The sequence below is a fragment of the Alteromonas sp. ABH4_456 genome, assembly GCF_056160645.1.
In genome coordinates, this window is sequence record NZ_JBSWXO010000002.1 from 220,700 (window position 1) to 247,124 (window position 26,425).

The window sequence follows — 26,425 nt, forward strand, 5'->3', positions numbered from 1 at the left end:
AAGGACACTATCCATGACACGGAAAATTTATCCCAGACTAAAAAATAACATGATACTCCTGTTGAGCTTGCTGATCCTCGTAGCCTGCGATGGTAAGCGAGTATCCAGTGAGTTTCAGGAAACGACAGCAATGAATGAAAGTGCTGCGGAGTTCAAAGCACTGACAGTTACCCATGATTTGGGCACAACCACTATTACAAGACGCCCTGTTCGTGTAGCGGCTCTGGATATGAACGAAGTGGATGCGCTAGCCCGTCTGGAGGTTGATATTGTTGGTATGCCCAAAGACTTTGTACCGCATTTTCTTGAAAGGTATGGCAACGACGGGGACATTGCTGACTTAGGTGCCATTGTGCAACCGAACATGGAGCGTATATATGCACTTAAACCTGATCTCGTGTTGATATCACCAATGCAGGCAAATCACTACGATGCCTTATCAAACCTGGCGCCGACCATTCTATTAGACGTAGATTATCAGCAAAGTAAGCAAAACCACTTTGAAGCTGTAGGGAAGCACCTGTTGTTTTTAGGTGAACTGTTTGATAAGAAATCGCGGGCACAACAAATAGTCGATGCACTGAATCACAAGTTGTCGCTGGCACAAGAGAAAATTGCAGCGCGGCCGGAAAAAGCCATGGTGGTTTTACACAATAATGGTGCGTTCCGCTTTCTCGGCGTAAATTCGCGTTACGGATTTGTATTCAATGTGCTGGGTGTGAAGCCAGCTAAAATGTCTGACAAGGAAGGGGTTCACGGCCAGCCAGTGTCCAGTGAGTTCTTACTGGAAAATAATCCTGATATTCTCTATGTAGTAGATCGAACGGCCGTTATGGAAGGGCGCCCGACGCTCGATAAAAGTGCGATTGCGAATCCTTTAATTGAACAAACTAATGCGTGGAAAAACAATAATATTGTCTTTGTCGATCCCGATGCCTGGTACATAACTGCCGCAAGCGTAAGTTCACTTGAAATAATTATTGATGATGTACTCAGGGGGTACAATGACTGATATTCAGAATACAGAGTAACTAGCAGTAACGTTACGGAGAGCTCAACTCGATATAAGGTGTGATTTGATCTGACCGGGCATAAAACAAGCCCGGTCCTATAGTGAAAATATTAATACGCCCGCTACAACCAAACCTCCACTTCAACACCGATGATACGCGGCGCATCAAGCGGACTGTAAAATAATCCGTCGGTGCCAAAAGCCATGTTTTCTATGGCAAGCCCGCTGGCAATTCGCTCGTCTGTCAGATTTTCGCCAAACACTCTCACAGCAGTCTGACCGTTATCGTATCCTAACTGTAATCCCAGCGTTGTGACCGCCCGCTGGACGGCGTCGCCTTTTGCCCGCAGCGCGGTATTTCCGGTAAAGTTAGCTTCAGCTCTGACATAAAAGTTCTCATCCAATTCATACCGGACAGCCACTCCGGCATCATAGTCGGGAACAAACTGAACCGCCTGTCCCGCAGCATTCAGTGACTCACTAATCTGAAGATCGGTGTATTCAGCGTCCACAAACCCGTAGTGGCTATTTATAGAGAGCGAGTCAACCGGCCGCCAGACCATTTCAAGTTCAGCGCCTTTGCTTTCAACTGAGGCGGCAGAGCCGATATAATCCGAGCTGACAGGGCGACCATTCGCATCGGTAGCGACCTGAATCTCCTGCCAGTTATCTGATTCTATAAAAAATAGTGCGCCGGAAGAGCGCCACTTTCTGTCTGCGGACATCCACTTGAAACCGACTTCTCTGCTGAGCAGCGTTTCACTGTCATAAAACAATATGCTGTCATCTACCACATCGTCCTGTATGGCAGTAAGGTTGAATCCGCCCGGAATATAGCCCTTTGAAACTGACGCATGAAAAGACAGGTTGCGATTAAATTGGTATAAAGCGCTGATGCGTGGCAGCCAGTTTTCAAAGGTGTTCGAAAGGTCCGCATCCTGATAGTAGGTAATGGCTCCAAGACCTAAATCCAGCGCGCCGGCGGTTTGTACCGCAGATCTTTCTGCATGCTCATAACGCAACCCTGCGCCAAATTTAAGCTTATCAGTTACATACCAGTTCAATGATCCAAAGAGGCTCTTGTCTTCACCTTCTTTGTACTGCAGAGGTGCTGCCAGATAGCTGTCGAGATCGCCGCTGCCCATAAACGTCGACTTAGTGTTTTCTTCACTTTCCGCGTAATAGGACATGCCAACGATATAATCGAACACGTTATTTTCGGGCGAGCTGTAGCGCAGCTCTAAGTTTTTGTAGTCTTCGCTTTTTTCTTCGCGTCCGGACACGTACGGTGTGGCAGTAAGATCAAAATCCAGCCCTTTGGAGTCTTCTTCCAGAGTACGATAAGATGCGGCCAGATCAATGTTGCCAAGATCAGTCTCATAGGTCACACTCACACCGGCTACAAATTCTTCCGAATTGGTATATTTGGGCGCATCTTCTAACGCCGTCCACTTATCAATCTTGCGTTCCCCGTTCATCGTGTCTGCATATAACTGATTGTACAGATTGATATTTAGCGGCACATATTGCTGCACGAACAGACCCGGTGCATCCTCATCAAGCCAATAGGACGTTGCGTTAACGGTAAGTGCGTCAGTTGGCGTCCATTGCAGCTTACCCTGAACGAAGTTCTCTTTAATTTCACCGCTTTCGCCCGTGGATGTCCCCTCATTTTTTACGTAGGCATCCTCCATCGATGTACTGAACGCCACGGATCCACTAAGTGAATTTTGAGCCAGTGGGCCGCCGACGAATCCGGTTCCCACATATCCCTGGCCAGAGGCGTAACTTGAAGCCGACACACGGTAGTTCTGTTCCATGACTTCCGAAGGTGTTTTTGTGGTAACTAAGATGAGACCTGACTCTGAATTTGCACCGTAAAGCGTTCCCTGCGGGCCGCGAAGCACCTCGATGGAGTCAACCTGACTAAGTACTGAGTTACTTAGCTCACGAAACGGAATGCCATCTATGTACACCGCGGCTCTGTTAACAACAAACGGATTGGACTCAACGCCACGAATGGTAATGTAAATACTACCCGTCTGCCCTGACTCGTTAAATTGGACGTTGGGAACAAGCTCATCTATCCGGGTAAAATCACGTATTCTCGCTTCATCAATCATTTTTGAATCGATAACCGTTACCGAAACATCGGCTTTTAACAGCTCCGTCCCCCGCTTAGTCCCCTTAACCACAATTTTCTCAATAGCATCTCCGCCATCAGAACCCTCGCCGTCTTTATGCTGTTTTTCTATACGTTCAGGTTCATCTTTTCCGGTAGATATTGCATACTCGCTGGATATCGCTGCGAAAGAAATGAAAGCCAGCCCGAGGCCAGAAGATACAGATAGCGTTTTTGTTAGCCGTCTCTTTTCAAACATACTGATGATATTCCCTTACTGATTGCAAAGTGACGTAGTTTAAAAAGCCGCTGAATGAATACCGCTCCAAAATGTCCCACCACTCCATTTTGGTATATTTATTATTTTTACCAGGTGAAACAAATGGATAACGGAAACCTTATTGTCGACAGCCTGAAAAGTAGCACTGCACAACCGGCTATAGTGAGTCTGGCCTGTGAGAGCGCTGTACTCGTTCGCTCACACTTCCCGGCAACTGCAGGAAAAATGGTTGCGGGAAGACATCTCAAAATCGGGGTTTGCTTGTCTGATGGTGGTATCGTCAAATATGGAAATCGATCGTGGCGCTGGAAGAAAAGGAGTATTTTGATCACTGCTCCCCACGAAAGTGCTGAGTTTTCTTCTCCTGATGTCAATATGCTGGGCATTGCCATTGATACTGAGAGGTTTTGTAGTATTTGCCAGTCAACGAGTTGCTATCAATCTACTGTGCTGGAAGATGAAATAATCAGTTCTGTGGCGATAGCAATGTGGGAATGTGCTGAACGGCAAGATACGTACTCAGCTTTCCTGGAAGAGGGCATTGTCGTTATTTTGCGACGCATCGCTGAGTTATCTAAAAACCACGCGCAACACCAGTCCGCATCACAACTGAGTCCACGGCAATTAACTTGCCTTTCTGAGTATATTCAGAGGCAGATTGAGCAGGAAATCAGAACAGACGAACTCGCTGAACTTTTAGGTATGGGGGCCAAGCAGTTTTATCGAGCAATCGAAAGCACCACTGGAACAACGCCTTACAAGTATATTCTGATAAATAGAATGAAAGAAGCCAAACGGTACTTACAGCAGGGACACAGTGTTACACAAGTTGCTGGTATGGTGGGGTACAGTAATCCGAGTAAGTTTGCTGCTGCATTCGCACGCGTGGTCGGGTGTACTCCATCTCACTGGAAGCAAAAGAATCCCAGTCACTACTATTTACTGTCTTAATGGTTCAAAGAGCTGTGTTAGCGACTTCTTCATAAACCTTGTGATTTGAACAGGGACAAACAATGAACACATTGACTTGATAATGATTATCATTAAGATTGCGTGGCGGAGTACACCACGGATGGCCCTTTTGTCTTACTCAAAGAAACTGGAATCATTATACTATGTCTATGGCGAGCGTCTTCGGGCCTACGTTACCCGAAAGCTATATCGTAATTTTAATTCCAGAGAAGATGCTGATGATGTAGTGAGTGAATCTTTCCTACGTTATTCCATAAAGTTAAAGAGCGAGGAACCAAAGGAGCCCGGCGCTTATTTATTTAGTATTGCAAATAAGGTCATCTGGGGAAAACGAGAAAAAAGACAGGATCACGTTTCATTTACCGAAAGTGAGCATGAAAACGGTTTTGTAACCGCGGGCCCGGAAGATACGCTACAGCCTTGCCAGGAAGTTAAGGCGCTAATCGGTGCACTGAATCAGTTATCTCACAAACAAAGAGACATTTTTATACTACGACGGGTTCATGGTTTAAGCCATGAAGAAATCGCTGACAGGTATCAGATGTCGAAGGTCGCTGTAGAAAGGCAAATTACCCGCGCATTCAGGCATTGTCGAGAGGAAATGCGCAAAAATACAGGACAGAATCGATAATGGGAAGCCCTCATGACACCGACAATGCAAGCAGGTGTGATCAATCTGAAACGGTGAACGCTAAGGCTGAAGAATGGGTGGTTATAATGACCGCACCTTCTGTACCGGTGAGCGATAAGAGGGCTTTTAAAAGCTGGTACACTGAAAACGAGCATAATAAAGCTGCTTATGATGCTGCAATTGCAGAGTGGTACGAGCTGCCATTTGAAGCTGCTGCAGAACATATTCCAAAGTCAGCACCGGCGTTTTCAACATCGAGGTTCCGCTTCCGACAGATGCTGATGCCCGTTGCCGCTACAATATTCATTGTGTTAATCATCGCCGGTCTACTACAGCCCTATCAATCCGGCTCATCTCAGGAAATGGCAAGTTACCGTACTCAAGTCGGGGAAAAGCAGGTAATTACATTGCCAGATGATTCTATTGTTACGCTTAATACCAACTCTCACATTACCGTTTCCTACACCGAAAATTATCGCCGTATTGACTTGTTGCACGGTGAAGCGCTATTTAATGTCACTAAAGCCCGCGATAAACCATTTTTAGTCAACACTCACAATGGAATCATTCGCGTTACCGGCACTGTTTTTTCTGTAACATCTTATACTTCCGACAAAACCGCCGTAGCGGTAGAGCACGGTAGTGTAAAAGTGCAGGTTAAAGAGAGAAAGTGGTCAAAGGCAATACTGAAAGGGGATCAATTGATTGAGATTACCGGGAATGCATTGGGGCAGATTACTCAAGTAGATTCAGAAGCTTATCTTGCCTGGCAAAATGGTTGGCTGGTATTCGACAGAACCCCGTTACATCAGGTGGTGGCGCAACTTCAAACTTATTCCGCTTCACAAATCAGCATAGATGCTTCAGACATTGCCGAACTGCCCATTTCCGGAAGCTTCTCAGCAAGAGATGTTGAAGCCGTGCTTCGGGGAATAGAGCATGTTCATCCGATAAAAGTGACAGTGTTAGATAACGGACAGGTAAAAATTGCAAAAAAATAGTTGTTAGGTTTTCTGCAGAATCGAACTCTCTATATGTGTGAATAAGAATTATTGCCTTTTAAAAAACACACATGGAGTTTTTATGCAGCAAATACGCTTCGACATCAGGAAAAAAATCGTTGTCAGCGCAATAGTCAGCAGTTTATTTTTTAGTCTGCCCAGTATCGCTCAGATGCCAGACTCAAATAAGAACGATGTTTCTACAAAAAATGTACCTTTCAATTTCGCGCTGCCTTCAGGAAATATACTAAAGACAGCGGGAAAAATTTCTTCACTCACAGGACAACAAATCATTCTGGAGCCGGACATTGCTTCCAGTTTGCAAACACCGGAAATTGAAGGTTCTTATACATTAACGGCGCTTTTGAATAAGCTGCTCCCACCGCTGGGATTGTCTTACCGACAGGTATCTGAGAACACCATAGTTATCAAACATAGGGTTGAGCAGTCAAAAAGTAGTCAACAGCCGACCTCGCCTCAGTATATGGAAAAGCCTGACGACATTGAGACAATTGTTGTGACAGGTTCATATACCGTACAGTCGATGAACGGCGCGACTGGCCTGCATATGGCTCTGCGTGAAACGCCTCAGTCAGTCAGTATTGTTACCTCGCAAATGATTGATGACTTTGCACTCAATGATATGGTTTCCCTGCTTAAAAACGTTCCCGGAATATCTGTGCGGGGAAATGCATCAGAACAACACGATATATTCGTGCGCGGTTTTAAGATGGATGCAGGCATTCAGGTTGACGGTATGATGACTAAAACAGCCGCTTCTGGTACCACAGATCCTCTTGGACAGAGCATTGACCCGGTGATTGCAGAGCGGGTAGAGGTTCTTAAAGGCGCAGCTGGCATTCTCAGCGGTATGGGAGAACCGTCAGCGACAGTGAATATGATTCGTAAGCGACCTACTGCAGATACTCAGGCTTATGTACTCGGTCGCGTTGGTCGCTGGGATACTTACCGGGTCGAGGCCGATGTCTCCGGGTCGTTAAATAGTTCGGGTAGTATACGGGGGCGGGCGGTCGCAGCCTATCAGGATAACGATACTTTCCGGGATAACTATGCCAGTGAAAAATCGATTTTCTACGGTATTGTCGAATCCGATTTATCAGATTTTACTCGCATGTCTGTTTCGTTAGATTATGTTGATTCCGACAATACCGGTGCTTATACCTATTCTTCTAATCCTGCCTTTTTTACAGATGGCACCCCTCTGAATGCTCCCCGGTCATTTAACACTGCCCAGCCGTGGCATTACAGTAAAGCCAATGAGCTAAGCGCGATGACGGAATTGCAGCATGAGTTTTCAAATGGTTGGAACCTGCATGCTTCTTATCGCTATTCCGATGGTGATTTAGACGGTATGAACGGTGGAATAGGACCTTTGATAGACAAAGAAACCGGCGCATTTTATTCGCCTTATGCGGATGGCGGCTACATTTCTGCGCGGGACAGAACATCCCGTACAGAAAGTATCAATATGTATATGACGGGTGATTTCGAGTTGTTCAGCAAAGAGCATGAGTTTGTGGCCGGCTATAGTTCAAATTCGAACAAACTCGGCATAGACAGCAGAAGTTACGAAGATGCGGGCATTTATAATTATTATACAGGCGCCTATCTAGTAGAACCTGATTTTTCATCACCAGACTCTGTCTCATACTCCAGAGAAAAGCAAACACAGGAAGGTTATTACGGCACCCTGAGATTCCATGTTTCCGAACCGTTAACGATTATGGCTGGTGGACGAGTCAGTAACTGGGAGAACATCAGATATGGTGATATCAGTCTGGGAGGCATATCACAGAGCTTTGAAATAAAAGACGACAACATTTATACGCCCTATGCAGGGATCGTATATGACATTAACAGCTACGCCTCGGTCTACTCTAGCTACACGGGCATTTTCCTCCCTGTTCGTAGTCGCGGCGCAGATGGAATGGTACTTCCATCTACGGAAGGACTAAGCTATGAAGCCGGAGTCAAGCTGGCTTTTTACGATAATCGTCTGAATATTTCCAGCGCGGTCTATCGCTCCGAAAAAGACAATGTCGCTCAGTTTGCCAACCTAGGTCGCCTGCCGAGTGGTGATTGGATTTATATGAGTATTGATGGGGTGAAGACTGACGGATTTGAAGTTGAAATTGCGGGAGAAATTACGCCTCGCTGGAACATCAACGCAGGTTACACCTATAACGATGCTGAAGACGAATCAGGCACTCCCAGGGATACTCAGATCCCTCAACACCTGTTCAAGCTCACTTCAATTTACCAGCTAACAGGTAGTTTTGAAGGCTTATCTGTCGGGGCCAGCATAAAATGGCAAAATTCAACCTATGAGGACAGCGGCTCATTAACAGTTCCTGATGGCTCACTGGTATCTCTTTACCAAGAGCAGCCCGCCTATACCCTTGTCGATCTTATGGCAAATTACCGTGTATCTGAATCACTGCTTGTTGCTCTGAATGTTACCAATTTGTTTGACGAAACCTACAACCGTTCAATGTGGGGTTACAGCGATTACGGCGAGCCATTAAATATAGCTGCTAGTGTGAGATGGAATTTCTGATCCTCTAAAAGCAACATTTCTGTGCCGGTCATCTTAGGATTGCCGGCGATTTTTCATCTTTATCTTCGCTAAAAATCAGGAGTTTTTGTGCGACCAAAGTTCAGGGATAACATGGCATGGCTGCATACATGGTCAGGTCTGGTCGTTGGGTGGATCCTATACGCCATTTTTTTAACTGGCACGCTGGCCTATTTCCAAAATGAAATTACCGAATGGATGCAGCCTGAGCTCTCAGTGAAAGCCAGGCCTGAAACGGCACTTGAGCAAGCACAGGCGTATCTTGAGAAAAATGCTATGAATACCGAGGGCTGGTTTATCGCCCTGCCTCACGAACGCTATCCACTAACGCAGCTATTCTGGAGAAATAAAGAGCCGGACGGCAACGGCCGTAATTTCACTATTCTTACCTTGGACGGTAATGGGGAAGAGACAAAATTACGTGATTCTGAAGGGGGGATGTTTCTATACCGCTTTCATTTCGATCTGCACTATATACCAGCGTTATACGCACGATGGATAGTCGGGTTCTGTAGCATGTTCATGCTGGTGGCTATCGTTACTGGTATCGTCATACATAAGAAAATATTCAAAGATTTCTTCTCATTTCAGCCGGGTAAGGGGCCAAGAAGCTGGATGGATGCACATACCGTGACGTCCGTGCTCGCATTACCCTTTCATCTCATGATTACTTATACTGGACTCGTTACACTGATGTTCATGTATTTAAACTGGTCCGTCTCTTTAGCTTATGAAGACCGGGGCACCCTGTTTGACGAGTTGTTTAGTCAATCGACACCGCCTGAAGCGGCAGGGGAACCCGGCAATATGGTCTCTTTGCAATCGTTGTACAATGATGCGCTTCGGCGGGCTCCGGATATCACTATCACTAATATGCAAATTGTTAATCCTGGTGATGCCAATGCTCAGGTCATGCTCAGAGAAAGTGAACGGGGTAAACTCGTTGCACAAAAGCGTACGTTCCTCTATGCAGCGACTTCCGGTAAATTACTTCAATACAGTGATTCTGATATTGCTTCCGAAATTACCCGACAGACGATGGTCAATCTTCATGCCGGGCGTTTCGCAAGCCCCGGACTTCGCTGGTTATATTTTATTTCAGGCGTTCTGGGCACGTTAATGGTTGCCACTGGCCTTTTTTTGTGGAGCAAAAGCAGGCAAAAAAGGCTGAAAACCAGCGTTATTCCGTTTAGTCACAAGCTGGTCGCTCAACTTAACGCGGGATTTATACTCGGCATGCCAGTAGCTGTGGGCTGCTATTTGCTGGCCAATCGTCTAGCTCCCATTAATATCGACGAACGTCATCACATTGAGATTAACGCATTTTTCCTCGGTTGGCTGTGTTTACTCATCTACCCGCTTATGGCGGGCGTATCGCGAGCATGGCGACACGGTAGTCTGCTGCTCACTGCAATTTTTGCAGCACTACCACTGGTCAGCATATTTTTCTCCCCTCGCCATATGTTGAATTATCAGTACCGCGAAGATGCTTCATTGATTGCTATGGACCTAACACTATTTGCTTTTAGCGTTTGCTGTTACCTCTGGTGGCGATGGCTTCACAGGCAACACTCAACGAAGAAAGCAGAGGCCAGAGTCGACATTTCAGACGGCCGGGAGAAGAAATCATGAAAAAGCTGCGTGATAACGGTAGATTCCGTAATGCTTTAAGTGTTGGTACGAGAACATTTGTCGGAATAATAGGTGGTTACTGCACGATGTCTCTAATCGTGGCGGGATTACCTGTGCTCGGGAATTACTTTTTTGAGTGGCAAAAAACCTCATTATTTATCTGGATGATGCTTTTAAGTTTTCCAATATATTGCGCTTTTGTGATGTGGATTTTTGCCTCAAAAAAATTGTTAACGCACTCACTGATCGTTTTTATTCTAAACCTGTGCCTTTACATTGGTATTCAGGCCACTCAGCCTGATATTGCACAACATGGACAGCCTGTGGAGGATTTACAATGATGTTAATCTTTGGGTGGGTCTTCAACGCGATCGCTTTCGCAGCTTTCTTGCTTGTCACTCCGGGACACAGAAAACTGTTTAGCCTTTCAATGTTGTCGGGAAGCCAGGAAATCCAATATCGAATTGTCGGAGGGATGACACTAGTAATATCTGGCTGCTTTTTTTCCGCTGCGACAACCACTTCTTATGGGCTACTATTGTGGATTGGCGCAATGACCATATCGTCGAGTGCTTTTGTCGTTGCACTGACATTAAAAAAGCGTTGAGTATGAATCCCTGATCAAGCAAGTTAAATGCAGCGGCCTTCACCGGAAATTAAAAGGTCTCTGCAACAGGGATTTTCCGCCCGCGAAGAATAAAAAATTCCAAACAAATCACACCACTGTAATAAAAACATCTTACTACCGTCACTCAATCCTGTAACGCTGGTTTGCGCAGTACTCCATTTATTTTTTCTCTCTATTCGTTCAAAAGGAATGTATCCATGTTGTGGAAGTTACGCGTCGCGGGCACCCTCGGTGCTCCTGCTTACTCTTACCGCTTGTGATGACGATGAAACGGTTGAAATTGAAGTTCCCGTTGAAGTAGAAGTGCCTGTTACCGTGAACCCTGAGCATAAAATGCTCACAGACCCGTTTTTACAATTACCCACAATCTCCAGCGTGAATGTGGTGTGGTTTACCAATTTCGAAGGCAGTGAACATGCATTAACCTATGCTGACCAGACCATCACGGATGTTACCACTACGAAGCTGGAACGTATGATGGAAGACTCTGGCTCTGCTATCGACAATCAGACCTTCGAAACAGTGACGTATCGTGACGTTTACCGCCATGAAGCCACTGCGACCGGGCTGACGCAGGGAGAACGGGTAGATTACTCGGTGTCCAGTACTGACGAAGACGGCTTTGCATTTACCAGTGACACCTTTACCCTGGCTCCGGCACCAGCTGCGGGCCAGCCGTTAATGATTCTGCTGACTTCTGATTTGCAGTCGAAAAAGAACGTTGTCGCAAACTATCAGAAGGTAGTGGAAACCGTTGGCACGCCAGACGCAGTATTCTTTGCCGGTGATTTTGTGAATGTATCCGACCGCGCTTCAGAATGGTTCGATCAGGCCAAAGACAATGCGCCGGCATTCTTTCCTGCCCTGCAGGGACACTACCAGCAATACATGCCGGGCTTTCCCTACAATGGCGGTGAAATTCTCCAGCATGCGCCAGTGTTCGGTACTATCGGCAACCATGAGGTCATGGGCCGTTATACGCCAGATGAAGAAAGCTACTCTCTGAACGGCGGCTTTGGTGATCCTCAACCGGCATGGTTTGCAGAAGTCGCCTATGAACAGGTTAAAGCTGACGTTAACCCGTCTGATGATGAAACAGTTAAAGCACAGTGGATTGCCGATCACTCTCACAACCAGATGAGCTTTCTGGATATCTTTTCCTTCCCCAATGATGGCCCCCGTGGCGAAGAATACTTCGCGGTATCTTTTGGAGACGTGTTCCTGATTTCTATGAATGTCTCCCGTATCTGGCGTTCGTGGAGTGTTACCCCGAACAACAAAACCAAATTTGTTGAAAACGCAGAAAACTACACCGACCCGACACAGTGGGGATTTGGTGAATTTTTGTTTGAGCGTTTCGATGCTGAGTCAGAGCAATACACCTGGCTGACGGATGTTATGCAGACTGAAGCATTTCAAAATGCTAAGTACAAGGTGGTGATGGCGCACCAGGGCGTTTTCGGACTGGGTGACAACACCGTTCCGGTGCTTGCACAGCCGGTGCTGCAGGTTGTACAGGACAACGGCAGTGGTGGTGAATCTGTTGCTGAATACACCTTCCCCATTGAGCCGGCCACATGGACTGACACCATCGCGCCGTCACTGGAAAGCGCGACGGAAATTCGTTACCAGTATCCGCTTACCGGTGATGTGTGGCTGAACGATATTGAACCCCTGCTCCTTGAAAACGGCGTAGACCTGGTGCACATCGGCCATTCTCATTTGTGGAACCGCGCGCAGGTAGAAGATCTGCACTACCTGGAAAGCTCTAATGTGGGTAACAGCTACGGTGCATATTACGATGATACCACCGGCACTTACACGGCAAACCGGCGTCCGGCTACAGCTGATTTCTGGGAAGATGTTTATTCAGCCAATCCGCGCTGGTCAGAAACGAATTATCCGCCTAACGGTGATCCACAGGGGCGTGCAATGAGCTTCCCTACGCAGTTCAGTCCCATGAGCATGGAAAATGACAGCTATCCGAATTTGCCTTTTGTTGCCAGCAATGTACTGTCGGTCTTCTCTGTCCTTGATACCAGCACAGGCACAGTGAAAAGCTATGTGTTTGACCCGAGTGATTTGGATTCTGAAGTGACATTATTTGATGAGTTTTCGATTGAGTAAGTAGTTACTTTCGACGAAAGACATACTTATAAAGAATAAGCCCCGGCAGTACTCCCGCTTCTGGGGCTTATTTCAGTGCAGTTAAACCCGGCGATCAGAAATCGAAACGGGCACCTGCCCTTTTTGCCACATTGGTGTTCGTAAACGAATTGAAAATAGCTGTTCAACTACTTTGAAATTACACCCCGGCGAGTTTTGCAAACTCATGCAAACCGGTAACGTGATAGTCTGCCGAAGCATGCCTCTCAACACCGGCACGCAAAATCTGTACGGTCTTCATCCCCAAAGCATTTCCTGCTGCGATTTCAGACTCTGCACTGTCTCCGATCACCCAGACATCTTGAGGGTCGACCCCGTACTTATCGCAGGCGAGCGCAAAATAATGCCCTTTTCCTTTACGTGGAGGCTCACCCGGGTCGTCAAAATATATATCGCTGAAAGCCGCTTCCACGTCCAGCCCTTTGATTTTAGAACGCTGAAATTTTTCAAAGCCCGATGTCACCAGAACTTTCGTGCCACCCATCTCATTAACAAACAATGTATCTTCATACCCTGACATTGACCCCGTTGATTCCAACTGCCTGAAATAGTCGAAACTGCGCTGCTCAGCCTCCTCAGAAAAAGAATAGGCAGCAGCAATCTTATCCAGTGGCTTGCGCCAGAAATCGAATTTCATCGCGGAAAATTGTTCACCTGATAAATGATGTTTTTCCAGTCTTTCCAGCTCGTCAAACAAAGGAGCGAGCAAGTTTTCCCCCACCGCATTACCGGGAGCGAGACAGTTGTCGAAGTCAAAAATGATAAATGGGCGGGATGTCGTCATAAAACCTCATCAAATCTGTGTATCTGCGGTAAGCCGGGCTTATGTTTCCGGCACGCAGGCCGTTATCAGAATAAAGCACTTAGCTGCAAAACTTAGTCTCAGCGGCTTAAAGGCAACGTGCATAGGTATATTTACAGATAACCCTCTACGCCGGATTCTGCTCTACCATAAACAAGTAGTATTACGGTGTATTTAAATTATCGACTGACAGGGTAAGAAATCGGGCAGGCCAATGCGTTATCAGGTATCCAGACAATCCGGATTCACGCTTATTGAACTGATCATCGTCATCATTATGCTTGGCGTATTATCGGTCACGGCATTGCCGCGCTTTGTGAACCTGTCATCTGAAGCCAATGCTGCTGTTATTAATACCCTTGCCGGCTCACTGAAATCCAACGCGAACATTGCCCACACGAAAGCCATCATCGCCAAACGGAACGGCGGATTTAATAATGGTTTCGATTTTGATGGTGTCTATTTCGACAAAGGCTATCCGCTGGCGCTTTCGTTCGGTGACAGTGACGGCATTCCGGAAATCATGGAACTGATGAGTTTTGGTGCCGATGATTTTACCTGGGCCGATAATTTCAACGGCCAGTCTGCCAGCGGCAATCTCACCCGTGAAATTTACATCACCGTTCGCAGTAAAATTAACCAGGGTGTGGGGCATAACGAAGTGGTTGCCACGGCCTGCTATGTTTCCTACGAAACTTTTGTTAACACTTACCAGCCACCTGAAATTATTGTTGATGTATCAGGGTGTTAGAATTAAAAAAGAGGCGCCGGGCGCCCCTTTGAATTTATTGAAAGCCGCGTTTAGTTGCGACCTTGACGGCGTGTCCAGCACAATCCTGCCAGCATCATCAGTGCAACAACAAAAGTGGACGGCTCTGAAACAGTGGTGGTTACTGCGTCTGCATTCAGCGTGTAACTGAATGAACCAAAGCTGAAACCTTCATTCCCACCTACAGCCAGCGTGTACCAGCCACTTGTAAGTAATCCCGCATCGAGGTCATTAGTCCCTGCCGCAGGTACGAAAGCGTCGGTACCAGTGATATACGTTAAGCTGCTACCCCAGAAATCAGAGAAGTCACCTGCATTGTCAAACAAGAAACCGGGATCTGTCGCCAGTTCGCCTGAATACAGGCTCATGCCCATTGATGTAAGAAGTGTATCCAGTGAGAAGCTCAGTTCAGTGTCAGCAGATAATTCGAACGTGTAAAAATCAATTGCTGAAGTATCACCGTTTAACCAACCGCTTTCGTCACTCAGAGAGCCGCTTGCAGTACCCGGAATGCTCAGGTTCATAATGGCTGCATTCGCCTGAACAGCGAGTAACATTGATGCTAAAAATACCAGTGCTTTCATGTTTATTCCTTAAAGTCTGAAAAGGGGCAGCAACGTGCCCCCGTATTGTTTTATTAAATTTTTATGCTTATTCCGGTTTACAGCGCGCCGTTTTCCCACGGGCCGGTAATCGCGAACGTGACCCCCGGAGACTGGATATTCACGAATAACCAGCGGCCATAGAAACATGCACCACACCACTCACGACTGGTAAAGCTGCGGCGGGCAGAACCATCTGTGCTGGTGCCCACGCTGTCAGTAAAGTTGGCTGAAACGCCGGGGTAAATGTTGTCGATAACAGCTAGATCACCCTGATCCAGCTCCATGCGGTTTTCACAGAACGTGAAGGTTTCGCCGCTTTGCGTTAAGCCCACCAGACGCTTGGGATCAGAGCCACCGTCTTCACACATCAGGATGCTTCCACGGGGACTGACAGCAATATTGTCAGGACCATCGACTTCTGACGTGCTGGTAGATTCAAATACAACCGTGAGTTGCTGACGACGGGGGTCGAAACAGAAAATTTGTCCCAGACCGGCTGCGCCACCTGAAGTAGAAACGAAGTAGATTTTACCGTCGTCATACCAGCAACCCTCACCGCGAAGAATGATGGCAGCGTCGCTGGCCTGACTGAAACAGGATTCACTGAACGCGTCCGGATCAGGGATTTCCTGCCAGCTTACGTTGTAGGTTGAGCCTTCAACCAGTCCGCCACGCAGGTCAACACGTGGTGTGTTATCCAGCACCATTGCGTAAAGCGTACCGCCTGATTTCAGATCACCCCACTGGCCTGCAGGTTCAAATTTATAAAATGCCGAAGTACCCGTGTCTTCTGTCATGTAGACAAAGCTTGTTGCAGGGTCCACTGCCACAGCTTCGTGGGTAAAGCGACCCATCTCACGGATTGGCTGACCGTCTGATACACCAAAACCCGGAACTTCGAAAATGTAGCCGTGATAAATTCCCTGAGCAACCTGGAAGGTCTCTTCACAGGATAACCACGAACCCCATGGTGTGGAGCCACCAGCACAGTTACGGATTGTGCCGCCAAGGCTGTTGTAGGAAGACAGGAACTTACCATTTACTACATCAAACATCAGGTTGGTAGTGCCGCCATATTGCGCCGGATTATAGATACCACGGCCGCCCACTGGGTCGCATTTATGGCCTTCGCCCTCACTTAACTCATGGTTACGCACCAGGCATACAATATTTTGCTTTGCAGCAACCACTGCCATACCGTCATGATCGGTTGGTGTCGGGTTACGGTCAGACTGGATCTGACCTGTCCAGCCGTAAGAGGTATATTCAAAGCCGTCCGGTAAAGCCAGCAACTCCAGACCTGTTGCTTTACAGGCTTTCATGCTCAGTGGGCCGTAAGAAGAAGAAAATGGCAGAGTCGCAGCCTTGGCAGACAGCGATGCCAGTGCTGTACTGGCAGCAACAACAGAACCGCCTTTTACAAAATCACGACGGTTAACCGTCGCTTCGGACAGAATCATCACGGTTGTTTCTTTAGACATTTTTTTGCACCTGTTCGATTGGTTTTAGAAGTAGAAACCCCGACCTCTGAAAGGGGACAACATCCGGTCTTGCGGGGAACCAATCTACTGAGCAAAAATGACACTCAGACGCCATTTTCTTGACGGGCAGGCTACATGTTCGTGACAGATTTTTTTTAATTTATATTTCAGCAGCTTCCTGCGCCGCCTGTGCCCGCCGCTCTGTCCTAGCAACAAGGTAAACAGATACTTCATAAAGCAACACTATGGGCGTACCCAATGCTATCTGGGAAATTAAATCAGGTGGTGTAATAAAAGCAGCGACAAGGAATATCAGCACAATAGCGTGGCGCCGGTAGTGTCTTAGTGTTTCAGCCGTTACCATGCCGGTTTTAGCTAGGATAAGCAGAAATACAGGTAGCTCAAAACTCAGTCCGAATGCCAGAATGAGCTTAATTACCAGCGACAGATATTCACTGACTTTTGCTTCCAATTCGACTCTGATGGCCTCATTGCCACCTGCGGTTTCGAAACTCATAAAAAACTGCCATGCCATCGGCATCACTACATAAAACGCAAGCGCAGCGCCGGTAATAAACAAAACCGGGGTCATAATAAACAGCGGTAAAAAACCTTTTCTTTCGTGCTGATACATACCAGGAGCAAGAAAGCGCCAGACCTGGATCAGGATTAGCGGCACCGAGAAAAACAGAGCAGTAAAAAATGCCAGCTTCAGGTAAGTAAAGAATGCCTCCTGCAAGCCGGTATAAATCATTCGCCGTTCACTGCCTTCACCGAATTGCTGAAGCAATGGCTGTTGCAGGAAATGGTATATGTCAGCAGAGAAATAGTAGCCGGCGCCGAACATCACCATAAAAAACGCCAGGCAGTAAAGCAGGCGGGTACGAAGCTCAATAAGGTGAGTAAGTAAAGGCGCAGTGGACTTATTGATCTGTTCGTCATTCATTGCGCTGCTCCTTCGCCTAACGCGCTTCATCAGCCTGCTTGCGCGCCTCGTCAATTTTGTTCCGGCGCTCAGCATATTGCTCTGCAGACATTGAGCCCGGCGTAAAATCTGCCGGCAGATTTCTTATATCTTCAGGCAAAAACGCTTTCCAGCTTTCGTCACCCGGTTGCGCTTTGCCGTTCACAATATTCACTTCTTTCGTAAGCTGGTTCATGCTGCCCTGCATGCCAGCGTACATGCGCTTCAGCTTTGCGGTAAAGCGTCCGAAAATTTGAAACAGCTCAGGTAAATCTTTCGGGCCGATGATAATGAGTGCCAGCACACCCACGAAAAAGAGCTCAGTCCAGCTAAGATCAAGCATGGGGTTGGCCGGCTTTCACCGGTTGCTCTGATACACGATTGGACTGTACGGATTCTGACTCTGTCTGCCCAGCAGATGCTGCTGTATCCAGCTTTTGTTCTTCCTCCTGCAAACCCTGTTTGAAACTGCGCATACCGGAGGCAATATCGCCCATCAGGGCAGGAATACGGCCACGACCGAACAGTAATACTATGATTAGCAGTACCAGTAAAATCTGCCACAGATTTAATCCCATGTTTTGTCTCCACTTTACTTATTCTCCTTTTATGTTGAAAGTAAAGTGTGACCGGACCGTGACGGTTAAGTGAATACTTGATGAGAATATCTGGTTGACTTAAATCTCACGGCCAGAGCTGAAGGACCAACCGTCATGTCATGGAAATACTGAGCGTGCAGAGTTCTGTGATTTAAAACGGTGTCAAAGTGTGGGTATAAACATTTGCAGCATTGCCCAGTTCGGCGACATGGGACTGCAGTTGTTCCAGCGTTAACTGCTTCGGCTCCCTGAACTCAAACAAAAAACGCTTCAGGGACCGTTGTTGCTGTTCTGTTGGGGCATCATCAAGCGTGATCATAAAATACTGTTTCGGTTTGCCGTTCATGGCAGGCAAAGGCACATCAAACATGAACTGCCTGAACGTTTTAACCGTGAACCGCTCTTCACCTACTCCGATAAAAATGACTACTGCAATATCTCGGGAAAACTGCGCCTTGATATCGCATAAATCGTTTCCGGCAGCGGTGGATGCGAAGCGATTGTCTTTCAGGTCGGGGATTTCCAGTGATTCTGCCGCGGTGTTGCAATGGCGCTTCACGTAGAGTGACAACGCCATGGGTGTGCCCTGCGCGACAGGCTCAATCTCAGTGGGCCCGGCGTCAGAAGACGCGCTTTTCACCGGTCCGCTTTTGACAGGCAGCTGGGCACCAATTCGGGTATCGGTCACCGTTTTTTCCTGTAAAAACATCGGCACTGAAATCACAGCAACCAGTATCAGCGCCAGTACGTGCCATAACTTTACGGAGCGTTTCCGGGGCATTTCTGATTTTACAATGGGTCGGGGAAGAGCATTGATCACAACGTCATCTAATGGTGGCTTAATACCTGCCGGGTCAGGAAGATATAAGGCCAGGTAGTCGACATTGTTAATGGTACGAAATGTCACACCATCGATATCAGTAATATCACCTTCGTGTTCCACAGGCAGTAGAAACAGGATGTCGCACTGTTTTTTCCATGGTGATAGCTGTTTGTCGGCCAGGGCAATTTTCTCCGGCACATGATTAACCGGCGCCACGGTTCCGTCAGCCGTTCTTATGCTGCCGGTGGCCACGATAATTTCGTCCCCGGGCTGCGGATTACCGTCACCGAGAATTTCCAGGAATTTGCAGGCGTGAGCAATATAAAAGCCCAGTTGCCAGCTGTTTCCCTGTGAAATTTTCGCACTCAGATCGATGCGGTATGGCCCCTTGCTGAAATGCGCCTCGATAATACCGGAGCCTAATTTTACAAAGCTGTCGTAACCGTTGGTAATGGGACAGGGCTCTGAAAACCCGCCTGCGGTCACCATGGAATTCGCCACGGCTTCAGGTAACTGATAGAGGTTGTTAACGGCAACCAGGCCCCGGGTTGTGGCGATGAAAACGTGAATAGTCACAACAATCCCTTACTGATTAATTCATGATCACGATGTCAGCACTGGCATCGAGCAGCGCCTGCAAGGCAGGCGAGGTTTCTTCCAGTAAACTCTGCGTTTTATTGTTAGTCAGCGGCGGAAAATGCAGCAGATAAATACAGCTACGACTTTCCACGTGCAGATTCACCCCTTTCTCGCAGTGTGCAGCGGTGGGGAAATTCACCGTAAGGATCACGTAAATCTGCGATGTCTGTACCGGATCACGGGTGAACGACAGAGTAAATTTATCTGACTTCCGGGGCTCCAGCTCATCCGTTCCACTGGCTGCCGCCTGTGCGCCACTAACCTCATAAGCAAAGGTTTTCACCAGTTGCATAAATTGTCGGCGTAACGGCAGCGACTGGTTGATCTGTGCCATAATTTCAAGCCTGCGCGGGTGTTCGCCACTTTGGGCCAGTTTAACCAAATCGTTATAAAGCACCGCGCTGCCGCCGGTAAAATCAGACTCCGGGCGGGTCAGTGCATTGTACTGCCGTCTGGCAGCAAATATCGCCTGTGCCTGCTCATGATTGTTATGCGACATGAACTTCTCCATACATGTTTTCAAATCTGCCTTTGAATATGGAAATATCAGAGGCAAAATTCTGTGCGGCGTCATTTTTTTCCGACAGGGCATTAATGGTGGCGAGGTGATTACTAAGAAGCAATTCCAGAGACACGATGTGACTGTGTGCGAGCAGATAGGCGTCCTGCTCATCCTCTTCCGGCAGGGTTTTAAATCCTGCCTTGTTATTCTGTTTAAATTTGCGGGCGTTACTGTCGAGCACAATACGCAGTGCCGGCCAGCGCAGCGCAGCCTCAGTGATGAGTGTCTGCAGCTCCTTAGCTGTTGAACCTGCCACATCACTGAGCAGCCACGCCGTTACTGCCGCCTCCGGGTTTGGCAATGCTTCTATCAGTTCTGCGAGCACGAACTGGGGCGTCAGCGGTAGCAGCGCGTGCAGCAGACAGGCTCTGGCAGACTGAATATCGGCAAGGGTATCTGCCAGCGTTTCTGCATACAGCACATAACCATTTTCCGGAACACTTTGTAATTTTTCAGCGACCATCTGCACCGATTTTCGTTTCGCCTGTGACAGTACCGCCTGCCAGGGGCTGAACACCTGCAGGCGCATAAAGGTTTGGGTAAACCGGTTCAACTGACTGCGATGCCTCACCAGCGGCCCGGCCAGCACCTGCTGACTCTGATTAATACATTTTGGAAATTTGGTAAGCGCGGCAAGGCAGATGTCGCCCTGCAGCCCGTTAAACAGCGAAGAACAGGCCATGCCCGGCCCGTCATCACTACCGTTCTGCACGCCCGGGATGCGCTCAAGATCGATTTCACCCAGCTCTTTATCACCACCCAGGCGCTCCCCTACCCGTCCGGCTTTCTGCTGCTGTACAACTTTCAGTGCAAAGAGGGTGTCGAGCATATCATCCACCGCCGTGTCGAACCGGATATGACTGGGTTTGGAGGGCGACGGATCGTCATTAGCCTGTTGCCAAAACGTCAGAATAGTGGCGTCGTTCACCGCTTCGGGAGACAGTGCCGCGCTGGACAGCCAGTCAGCCACATAGCGATAACGATTGTGTTCCTGCGCTTCCGGCAAATGATCCTTCAGATAATCATACAGGGTTTTCTGTATGACTTTAGACAAGTCATCAATGGCACTTATCGTCCCATGTTGAAGGCCTTTCAGTTGTTGCACCATGGTAGGATCGACAGTGGCGACAAATTCCATCATCACCGCCAGAATGCCCGCCCGGGTAGGCGAAATATCAAACTGCGTATTCCCCAGACGAATATGCAGAAAATTGTCTTTCATGGTGACCGAATGCGTATCGGCCTGCCAGTCAACTGCAAAGGCCTGCCTGAATCCACTGGCCGAACTCACGCCATCCAGCCAGAAATAACGGTAAAGCGGTTCCTGATACAACTCGTCGGGATAAGCGTGATTCACCGCCCAGCTCAGAAAACACAGTTCCCGGCAAACAAATCCGTAATTACGGCAGCAGATATACTGCGCCACTTTATCGATATCGGTGTCGTGATACTTTTTCTGCGCTTCGGCCTCGTCCTCCCCGAACCGGGTAGCCTGACGAAGGCCGTCAAAGATACTGAGCAATGACTCACTGATGCCATATCCCACTGTGCTTATCATGATTTTCGCTGTCCTTTCCCTGTTGCTGCGATGAATCTCTGGCCGCGGAATCCTATCGGTAGACAGATTCCCACTGCGCCACTTTTTCCTGCTTATTCATTTTGCGCACCGGTATGGTGCCCGTAGCAGGTAAATACTGGTTATTTTTCGCACGCCCGGCGTTTCTGGTCAAGTTATGAACACGTAACTGCTGCAGTTTATTCACCCGTGGATCATCAGTGTAATAGGTATCGACGTTGATGTCTGTTATATCCGGGATGTCTGATACCACGCGGGAACGGCTGAAATCGTCCAGACTTGCTACCATGGCCTGCTGACGATCTGTCTGCGACACACCTTCGTCATAGCCCAATGCCAGGTACTCCCGCTGGTATGCCAGCACCTTGTTCACATAGCCCCTGGTGGCCGGAATAATGCGGTAGTTATTGTATTCGTCTTTAACCCGCGAGCCGCCATTGTAGTGCGAAAGGGCAATATCCACCCGGCCGCCGTAGGTGTTTATCAGCTGCTTAATAAACTGCACCCCTAATGAAATGTTTACTCTGGGATCGTACAAGCGGGACGCCGTCACCGAAAATTCCCCTTCCGCCGTGGCGGGCATAATCTGCATCACCCCTTTTGCGCCCACATGGCTTAATGCGTACGGGTCGAAATTCGACTCCACCCGGGCAATGGCCAGTGCCAGCGACGGCGAAACGCCCTGACGCACCGCCTCGTCAATCACCATCTGCTCAATATCAGATTGCGTGTAAGGGCTGTAAGCATTTACGCCAAGGCTCATCAGTGAAAGTGCAACGATAAGCCAGCACTTAACGAAAAGGGTTAAACAGGTTTTCATGGTAATTGCTCCAGTCGTGATTGCCATGCATCGTTAAGCAAGGTTATGGAAAGATTTGGATGATTTATTTGCGCTTTAGCCGCCATCACATACTGCATGGGTAAACTAGCCGGTACCGCAAGAAACACTGGCTGATCATTTTCCAGCGCATCTGCTGAATATACCGCTAAAGACTGGGTGTAAATTTGCCCTTGATGCAGAAACAAAAACTGGGCTTCCTCCTGCGCAGCGGGCGATACCGACTCTGATGTCTCGGCAGATGTGGTGAGCTTTATGTGTTCATCGATTTGTGGTGCGGTTAGCTGAGCACTTGTATCCGCGGTTACATCAGCTGCTGACTCACTCCCCGGCATGCTCATAGACAACAGCGCGACGATAAGAATGGCGAAAAATGCCATCGATAAACCCAGCGCGACCTCGGTCATCGCCTGGGTGGTTGTATCCTGATTGATTGTGCTTTGCATAGTCACCTCCGAAGAGGGCTATGAGAAGATTTGGGGGATTTTTTTGCGGTATGGCGGCGCAAGCGCTGGGAAAAGAAAGAGTAAAAGGGGAAAAAAGTGCCTGCGGCACCACATTGCGCTGCGCTCAAAAAGGGAAGCGCCTGTGGCGCTAGTCCCGGGCTAAACGGAAGCCATATAAAGTGTCGCGGTTAGTCACACCATCATCTTCACGGTACGATGCACGCAGATATCGCGGAGAATCGAGCCACGAACCGCCCCGAGCCACGCGCCGACTGCTGTCTCCGCGCTGCCAGGCTCTACCATTGGAGGGTGCGCCGCTGTAATCCTCATTCCAGTAATCAGCAGTCCATTCCCATACATTGCCCTGCATGTCGTATAGCCCGTATGCATTTGCCTGATATTGCGCAACGGGTGCCGTAAATACATAGCCATCATTACATTCTGTTTTTTTATTCCACGTCATACCATCGGGGTGAGTTTTGTCATCAGCCACATTGCCGTAACGGCAAAGCGCACTGGCATCGTTGCAAAATGAAAACTTAGCATTACTTCCTGCTCTGGCCGCATACTCCCACTCGGCCTCACTGGGAAGCCTGTATCGTTCTCCAGACTGCTCATTCACCCATGTGATGAAAGCCTCTGCGTCATTGTGACTTACGCATACAACGGGATGGTTATCACTTTGCGTCAAACCCTTGTATTGTGCATTTTGCCAGTTTACGCCTGCCGACCATTGAAACTGTCCGTCGTTCCATGTAGAGCACCCTTGGTTTTCCCCAGCATTCTTTTCGGCATCAGTTCGATAGCCAGTGGCATATACAAAACTGGCAAATTGCCCCTTTGTCACCTTAGTTGCCATCAAAGAAAAACTGTTAACGTTCACGTTATGGCGGGGTTTTTCATCGTCATAACATTCCGTATCGCCGGTGCTACACCCCATCATGAAGCTACCTGCCGGAATAGGCTTCATGCTATTAATCAATGCGATAATCGGTTCTGGTAACGCACGCTTCAGTTCATAGCGAAAGGTGTCATTCTTACTGCTTAGCAGAACTGTATCCGTTCGATTTTCATAACCCTTCTGGCTAATTTTTACCGTGTATTCGCCAGGGATGAGTTTGATGCCATCGCGGTATTTTTCTTTGATGTTGGTAATCTGAATAGTGGCATCAGCCGGGCTTACCACGATATTGAGCGGTACCTTGCTGTTTTCCAGCTTGATGCCATCAATGGCCTTATTTGCCTGAGTGAGATACTGCCCTTGCGGCTGGTTGGCGATATATTGCTGGTAGGCATTGATAGTGCCGGATGATTTTGCGGCATTCCAGGCATCACTGTCCTGCTTTTTTGCTTTCGCGATAGCAGCGGCTTCATGTTTAGCATCGAGTACAGCTTCCAGTTTTGACAGCAGGATAGTATCCACTGCACCGGTCACCATCAGGTCCTGGCTTTCCTCAAACGCTTCAATGGCTTTTTGGGTACGGGCATCGAGCTGTCCGTTTTCTGCAACCACATAATCCAACTGTTTAAGATAGCCCTGTGCCTTTTTTATTTGCTCTGCACGTTGTTTTTGACTAATGACCTCAGCTTGTCGCTCTTTTTCATTCTGTTCATTAGTTTCAGCATTCGCAGGAGCCAAACCCCTGAATTCAAGTGCATACTCCAGATTCCGTAGCAGTAAGGCGTCCACTTCCCCGGTTACCGGCAAGTCCAGCCATTCCTCAAACGCTTTGATGGCTTTTCGGGTGCGGCTATCAAGCTTGCCGGTTTTAACTACTTCGTAATCCAGTATTTTTAGATACTCCTGCGCTTTCTTTATTTGTTCTACATACTGCTCCTGCTGATAGTTGGTAAACCCGAAATAGCCGCCGCCTGCCAATACGATAAGTAATACTGCAATGCCTATCCACTTTCCCGCACTGCCTGAGCCTGACTGCTCAGGTTTAGCAACCAGAGTTACGTCGTCATCTTTCGCTTGTGATGAACCGGCGTCCTGCTGAACCGGAACCTCCTTAACAGCAAGAATGGACTGGAGTTCTGGCGTTGTTTTACCCGTGCTTGCTTCACCGGCTTCCACCAGCACTTGTATTTGCTGAGGAGATAGCTCATCACCCCGGGCGACGGCGCTGTTGATATTCGCCACCCATTGCTGAAAAGCTTTTTGCTGCGGACTTTGGTTTGCTTGTTTTTCTTTTACCTGCTCAATGAGTACTTGCAGCTCATCACTGTTCAAGCCGCCAAGGTCAGCCAGTGCCTGCAGGATGGGTAAATCAGTGTCTTTAACTTCACCATTGCTTTGTAAAAGCTGAATGATTTTTTGTTCCAGGGGCTTGAGTTCAGGCTTTATGTCATCGGTGCCGCCCCCCCAAGTGCCAGTGTTTTCGTCTGCCCCGCCGCTGTTTTTCCCTTCTAGTGTTCTCAGGGCACTGAGCATAGCGGCGCCATCGGCAAAGCGGTCATCTTACTGCTGACTTAAGGCTTTTAAAATGAAGTCATTCTGTTCTTCGGTCAGGCCGGGCTGGTACTGGATTGGGTCGGCGTACCGGCCTTCCGGCAGGGTACCGGTTATCATTCGGTAAGCGAGGACGCCGGCACTGTAAATGTCGCTTCTGGCGTCGACATGCTTGGCGCTCTGACGTTGTTCCGGCGCCATATAATTTCGGCTGCCCATGCCGATGCCACTGTAGCTGTGCTCACTGTCCGGGACTTTGGCGATACCGAAGTCACACAGCTTTACCGCACCGTGTTCGTCGAACAATAAGTTGGCGGGTTTAATATCACGGTGGATAAGCCCGGCTTTGTGCACATTTTTTAGTGCAATCAGCAGTTGTTCGAGGTATAGCCAGCATTGGGTAAGGGATAATCGCCTGGGCTTCTCTTCCGGGTCGAGTTCGGCAATCACCTGTGCGTCGGTGGCATCGCTGCCCAGCTCGTTCTTCAGAGAGCGAGGCAGATAAGGCATTACATAGTAAGGAGTGCCGTCTTCAAGCTCATCGAAGTCAAACACTTCAACAATGTGGGGGTTGCGCTGTAGCTTTCTAAGCGTGCGGGCTTCGTTAAGAAAACGCCCTTTTAACACTTCACCGGCATCACCCGTGGCCGTTGTGGCTTGCTGAGCAACATTTTCATCGCGTATGTGGAATACTTTAATCGCGACCTGTTCGCCAAGTCGCGGATCTTCAGCCAGATAAACAGCACCAAAGCCGCCAGCGCCGAGTTCTTTTATGATTTTATATTTGTTTATTAATTCAACTCTACCGAATGATTGTTAATTTTCAATA

24 protein-coding genes are annotated in these 26,425 nt (G+C 48.1%); 10 read left to right on the forward strand and 14 right to left on the reverse strand.

Translation table 11 applies throughout. The features are described 5' to 3' along the window. Window positions 1–13: 13 nt before the first annotated feature. The gene (locus ACXAG2_RS04010; protein ID WP_474864733.1) at window positions 14–1,012 is read left to right on the forward strand and encodes a siderophore ABC transporter substrate-binding protein; all 999 of its coding nucleotides are present in this window, start codon (window positions 14–16) and stop codon (window positions 1,010–1,012) included. A 122-nt stretch (window positions 1,013–1,134) separates the two neighbouring features. Here the strand turns inward: ACXAG2_RS04010 and ACXAG2_RS04015 are convergent, their stop codons facing one another. Continuing rightward, the gene (locus ACXAG2_RS04015; RefSeq protein WP_474864735.1) at window positions 1,135–3,393 is read right to left on the reverse strand and encodes a TonB-dependent receptor; all 2,259 of its coding nucleotides are present in this window, start codon (window positions 3,391–3,393) and stop codon (window positions 1,135–1,137) included. Between the two features lie 123 nt (window positions 3,394–3,516). On the opposite strand from ACXAG2_RS04015, the gene ACXAG2_RS04020 reads away from it, so the two are divergent. The 8 genes from ACXAG2_RS04020 to ACXAG2_RS04055 all read left to right on the forward strand — a co-directional run bounded on the left by ACXAG2_RS04020 (window position 3,517) and on the right by ACXAG2_RS04055 (window position 13,001). After that, window positions 3,517–4,365 carry a helix-turn-helix domain-containing protein gene (locus ACXAG2_RS04020; RefSeq protein ID WP_474864736.1) on the forward strand — a complete coding sequence of 283 codons (849 nt, stop codon included), beginning with the start codon at window positions 3,517–3,519 and terminating at the stop codon, window positions 4,363–4,365. Window positions 4,366–4,486: 121 nt separating this feature from the next. Beyond that, the gene (locus ACXAG2_RS04025; RefSeq protein WP_474864738.1) at window positions 4,487–5,017 is read left to right on the forward strand and encodes an RNA polymerase sigma factor; all 531 of its coding nucleotides are present in this window, start codon (window positions 4,487–4,489) and stop codon (window positions 5,015–5,017) included. Then, window positions 5,017–6,018, forward strand: coding sequence for a FecR family protein (locus ACXAG2_RS04030; RefSeq protein ID WP_474864739.1), 1,002 nt, complete (start codon window positions 5,017–5,019; stop codon window positions 6,016–6,018). Before ACXAG2_RS04025 ends, ACXAG2_RS04030 begins: the two co-directional genes overlap by 1 nt. Window positions 6,019–6,100: 82 nt before the next feature. Further along, entirely contained in the window at window positions 6,101–8,596 is a 2,496-nt protein-coding gene (locus ACXAG2_RS04035; RefSeq protein ID WP_474864741.1) for a TonB-dependent siderophore receptor, read from the forward strand. A gap of 87 nt (window positions 8,597–8,683) precedes the next feature. Further along, the gene (locus ACXAG2_RS04040) at window positions 8,684–10,246 is read left to right on the forward strand and encodes a PepSY-associated TM helix domain-containing protein (protein ID WP_474864742.1); all 1,563 of its coding nucleotides are present in this window, start codon (window positions 8,684–8,686) and stop codon (window positions 10,244–10,246) included. Then, window positions 10,243–10,587 (forward strand): hypothetical protein, encoded by a 345-nt coding sequence (locus tag ACXAG2_RS04045; RefSeq protein WP_474864744.1) that lies wholly within the window; start codon window positions 10,243–10,245, stop codon window positions 10,585–10,587. The genes ACXAG2_RS04040 and ACXAG2_RS04045 overlap by 4 nt, the downstream gene beginning before the upstream one ends. Further along, complete coding sequence (locus ACXAG2_RS04050) at window positions 10,587–10,853, forward strand: DUF3325 family protein (protein WP_474864990.1); 267 nt, start codon at window positions 10,587–10,589, stop codon at window positions 10,851–10,853. Before ACXAG2_RS04045 ends, ACXAG2_RS04050 begins: the two co-directional genes overlap by 1 nt. 252 nt (window positions 10,854–11,105) lie before the next feature. Next, window positions 11,106–13,001, forward strand: coding sequence for a metallophosphoesterase (locus tag ACXAG2_RS04055; RefSeq protein WP_474864746.1), 1,896 nt, complete (start codon window positions 11,106–11,108; stop codon window positions 12,999–13,001). A gap of 178 nt (window positions 13,002–13,179) precedes the next feature. Here ACXAG2_RS04055 and ACXAG2_RS04060 read toward each other — a convergent pair whose 3' ends face one another. Continuing rightward, the gene (locus ACXAG2_RS04060; protein ID WP_474864748.1) at window positions 13,180–13,824 is read right to left on the reverse strand and encodes an HAD family hydrolase; all 645 of its coding nucleotides are present in this window, start codon (window positions 13,822–13,824) and stop codon (window positions 13,180–13,182) included. Window positions 13,825–14,056: 232 nt separating this feature from the next. On the opposite strand from ACXAG2_RS04060, the gene ACXAG2_RS04065 reads away from it, so the two are divergent. After that, the gene (locus ACXAG2_RS04065) at window positions 14,057–14,593 is read left to right on the forward strand and encodes a pilus assembly FimT family protein (RefSeq protein ID WP_474864749.1); all 537 of its coding nucleotides are present in this window, start codon (window positions 14,057–14,059) and stop codon (window positions 14,591–14,593) included. A 50-nt stretch (window positions 14,594–14,643) separates the two neighbouring features. On the opposite strand, the gene ACXAG2_RS04070 is transcribed toward ACXAG2_RS04065, so the two are convergent. From ACXAG2_RS04070 to ACXAG2_RS04125, 12 genes are all read right to left on the reverse strand, one after another. Next, complete coding sequence (locus ACXAG2_RS04070; RefSeq protein WP_474848488.1) at window positions 14,644–15,195, reverse strand: hypothetical protein; 552 nt, start codon at window positions 15,193–15,195, stop codon at window positions 14,644–14,646. A 77-nt stretch (window positions 15,196–15,272) separates the two neighbouring features. After that, window positions 15,273–16,697, reverse strand: coding sequence for an alkaline phosphatase PhoX (locus ACXAG2_RS04075; protein ID WP_474864751.1), 1,425 nt, complete (start codon window positions 16,695–16,697; stop codon window positions 15,273–15,275). A gap of 160 nt (window positions 16,698–16,857) precedes the next feature. After that, window positions 16,858–17,643: a twin-arginine translocase subunit TatC gene (gene tatC / locus ACXAG2_RS04080; protein ID WP_474864752.1), complete on the reverse strand. Its 786-nt coding sequence runs from the start codon at window positions 17,641–17,643 to the stop codon at window positions 16,858–16,860. Window positions 17,644–17,659: 16 nt separating this feature from the next. Next, the gene (locus ACXAG2_RS04085; protein ID WP_474864754.1) at window positions 17,660–18,004 is read right to left on the reverse strand and encodes a Sec-independent protein translocase subunit TatA/TatB; all 345 of its coding nucleotides are present in this window, start codon (window positions 18,002–18,004) and stop codon (window positions 17,660–17,662) included. Beyond that, a complete protein-coding gene (gene tatA / locus ACXAG2_RS04090; RefSeq protein WP_474864756.1) occupies window positions 17,997–18,239 on the reverse strand; it encodes a twin-arginine translocase TatA/TatE family subunit in 243 nt (80 codons plus the stop codon). The genes ACXAG2_RS04085 and tatA overlap by 8 nt, the downstream gene beginning before the upstream one ends. A gap of 172 nt (window positions 18,240–18,411) precedes the next feature. Next, the gene (locus ACXAG2_RS04095; RefSeq protein WP_474864758.1) at window positions 18,412–19,659 is read right to left on the reverse strand and encodes a hypothetical protein; all 1,248 of its coding nucleotides are present in this window, start codon (window positions 19,657–19,659) and stop codon (window positions 18,412–18,414) included. A 16-nt stretch (window positions 19,660–19,675) separates the two neighbouring features. Further along, window positions 19,676–20,221, reverse strand: a complete 546-nt coding sequence (locus tag ACXAG2_RS04100; RefSeq protein ID WP_474864760.1) for a hypothetical protein — start codon at window positions 20,219–20,221, stop codon at window positions 19,676–19,678. After that, the gene (locus ACXAG2_RS04105; protein ID WP_474864762.1) at window positions 20,211–21,842 is read right to left on the reverse strand and encodes a hypothetical protein; all 1,632 of its coding nucleotides are present in this window, start codon (window positions 21,840–21,842) and stop codon (window positions 20,211–20,213) included. Before ACXAG2_RS04105 ends, ACXAG2_RS04100 begins: the two co-directional genes overlap by 11 nt. Window positions 21,843–21,894: 52 nt before the next feature. Continuing rightward, complete coding sequence (locus ACXAG2_RS04110; protein WP_474864764.1) at window positions 21,895–22,680, reverse strand: lytic transglycosylase domain-containing protein; 786 nt, start codon at window positions 22,678–22,680, stop codon at window positions 21,895–21,897. Next, window positions 22,677–23,144, reverse strand: a complete 468-nt coding sequence (locus ACXAG2_RS04115) for a hypothetical protein (RefSeq protein WP_474864766.1) — start codon at window positions 23,142–23,144, stop codon at window positions 22,677–22,679. The genes ACXAG2_RS04110 and ACXAG2_RS04115 overlap by 4 nt, the downstream gene beginning before the upstream one ends. Before the next feature lie 148 nt (window positions 23,145–23,292). Next, complete coding sequence (locus ACXAG2_RS04120; protein ID WP_474864768.1) at window positions 23,293–25,578, reverse strand: SUMF1/EgtB/PvdO family nonheme iron enzyme; 2,286 nt, start codon at window positions 25,576–25,578, stop codon at window positions 23,293–23,295. A gap of 27 nt (window positions 25,579–25,605) precedes the next feature. Beyond that, a complete protein-coding gene (locus ACXAG2_RS04125) occupies window positions 25,606–26,388 on the reverse strand; it encodes a serine/threonine protein kinase (protein ID WP_474864992.1) in 783 nt (260 codons plus the stop codon). Between the last annotated feature and the right edge of the window lie 37 nt (window positions 26,389–26,425).